Raw genomic sequence first — 1,996 nt, 5'->3', positions numbered from 1 at the left:
TCTTGCCGATAGCCCGGTCCAGAAGGTCGAAAAGGTCAATGACAAGATCCAGATCGCCCCGGCAGATCCCGGCGTGGTCTATGTCCCGACCTATGACAGCAATGTGGTCTATTCGACCCCGATCCCTTCCTCGACTGCGCCCAATTACCACTATGGCTACAATTACGGCTATGACGACGGCACCGACTGGGACGACATTCTGGTGACCGGCGGCGTGCTGCTGGGCGGCGCGGTGATCCTTGACGAGATCTTCGACGATGACGATTGGCATGGCTGGGATGTCGATGACGATATCGACTGGGATCGCGGCGACATCACCATCGATCGCGGCGACCGCAATATCGATCGCGGCGACCGCAATATCGACCGGGGCGATATCAATATCGACCGCGACAAGGTCAACATAGACCGCGACCGGATCGGCGGCGGCGAACGGGTCAGTATCGGTGCGGCCAATCGCGCCCAGATCGACCGGGGCGATGTCCGTCAGGCCGTCGGTGACCGGGCAGGCAACCGGCCGAACCAGAAGCCGCTGGCCACTCCGGCAAACCGCGATGCCGCCAAGAAAAAGATCGAGGCGCGCAAAGCCTCGGGGGCGAAACCCGCCAATCTCAAAGCCGCCAAGAAAAAGACCGGTCAGGCCGCCGCCAACCGCAAGCAGCCGGTGCGGCAGGCCAAGCCCGCAGCCAATCGGCCAAGCGCGGGCGCACGCCCCTCGGGGCAGCGCGCGAGCCATGCGTCTCGGCCTTCGGCGCAAAAAATGCCCAAGGCGCGTGCCACCCAGAGCCGTCCGAACGCGTTCAAGAAACCCAGCGGGCCACGCCCCTCGGCGGCAAGCCATCGCGGGCGCAGCAGCATGGGCGGCCGCGGCGGCGGTCGGGGAGGAAGAAGATGAAACGCATCATTTCCACACTCGCCCTGCTCATCGGCACGGCACCGGGTGCCTGGGCCGCGCCGCAATATTTCGACACGCCCGAGGCCGCGGTCACGGCACTTGTCACGGCACTTGAGGCCAAGGACAAGGCGGCGGTCCTGCAGATTTTCGGCCCCGAGGCCGAAGACGTGGTCTCAACCGGAGACGCCGAAGAGGATCGCGTGGTTTGGCGCGAATTCCTTGACGACATGCATGCGATCCACCGGCTGGAACCCGCAGGCGACGGCCGGATGACGCTGCTGGCCGGGCGCGAGATGTGGCCCTTTCCCGCGGATCTGGTCAAAGGCGACACCGGTTGGAGCTTTGACGCCGAAAGCGCGCGCGAGGAGGTCTTGGCGCGGCGCATCGGTCGGAATGAGCTTGAGGTCATCGGCATGCTGCGCCGCGCCCATGAAGTTCAGGCAAGCTTTCGTCAGACCGATTATGACGGCGACGGGGTGATGGAGTTCGCCGCGTCGATCCTGTCCACGCCGGGCCAGCATGACGGGCTTTTCTGGGCAGACGACCCCGACTCGCCGCCCAGCCCCTTTGACGAAAGTCTTGCCCGCGCCAATTTCACTGGCTTCAGCAGCGACGGAGAGGACCGGGAGCCCGAACCCTATGAGGGCTACTATTTCCGCATCCTTCAGGGTCAGGGTCCGGCGGCACCCGGCGGGGCTTATAGCTACATGGTCAATGGCAACATGGTTTCAGGCCATGCCGTCGTGGCCTATCCCGCGGCCTATGGCGACAGCGGCATCATGAGCTTCATCGTGGCCGAACCCGGCATCGTCTATCAGACCGATCTGGGCGAAGACACGCTGGAAAAAGCCGCAAAGATCGAGCTTTTCGACCCGACCGAAGAATGGGCACCGGTGGAATGACGGCCTGATTGGTCGGACCCTGATGGGTAAAGAGTAAGCTTGAAACGGGTCGAAAGCGGCGATTGTCAGCTGGCCGGGGGGCGGCGCAGATGCCTGACACGTCCCGGCCCGGGATCGACCCGGCCGATGGCGCGGGCGATGGCGGCGATCAGATCGGGATGGATCTGACGAAAGGTCAGGTCCTCGACCAGACGATCGC

The 1,996-nt window shown here is 64.1% G+C and carries 2 protein-coding genes; both read left to right on the top strand.

What is annotated here, in order from left to right; all coding sequences use genetic code 11:
• On the top strand, positions 1 to 895 hold an 895-nt coding region (locus tag IB235_RS24560; RefSeq protein WP_192339015.1), incomplete at its 5' end, for a DUF3300 domain-containing protein.
• On the top strand, positions 892 to 1,797 hold the full coding sequence (locus IB235_RS24555; RefSeq protein WP_192339013.1) for a DUF2950 domain-containing protein: 906 nt from the start codon (positions 892 to 894) through the stop codon (positions 1,795 to 1,797). The genes IB235_RS24560 and IB235_RS24555, both read left to right, overlap by 4 nt.
• Positions 1,798 to 1,996: the final 199 nt, after the last annotated feature.

The sequence above is a fragment of the Paracoccus sp. PAR01 genome, from assembly GCF_014851995.1.
GTDB lineage: Bacteria > Pseudomonadota > Alphaproteobacteria > Rhodobacterales > Rhodobacteraceae > Paracoccus > Paracoccus litorisediminis.
The sequence above is the reverse complement of the archived record's forward strand: the minus strand, read 5'-3'. Positions and strand labels throughout refer to the sequence as shown.

Coding starts and splice junctions, on each gene's coding strand:
- IB235_RS24555 (WP_192339013.1), top strand. CDS start 892: ATGAAACGCATCATTTCCACACTCGCCCTGCTCATCGGCACGGCACCG.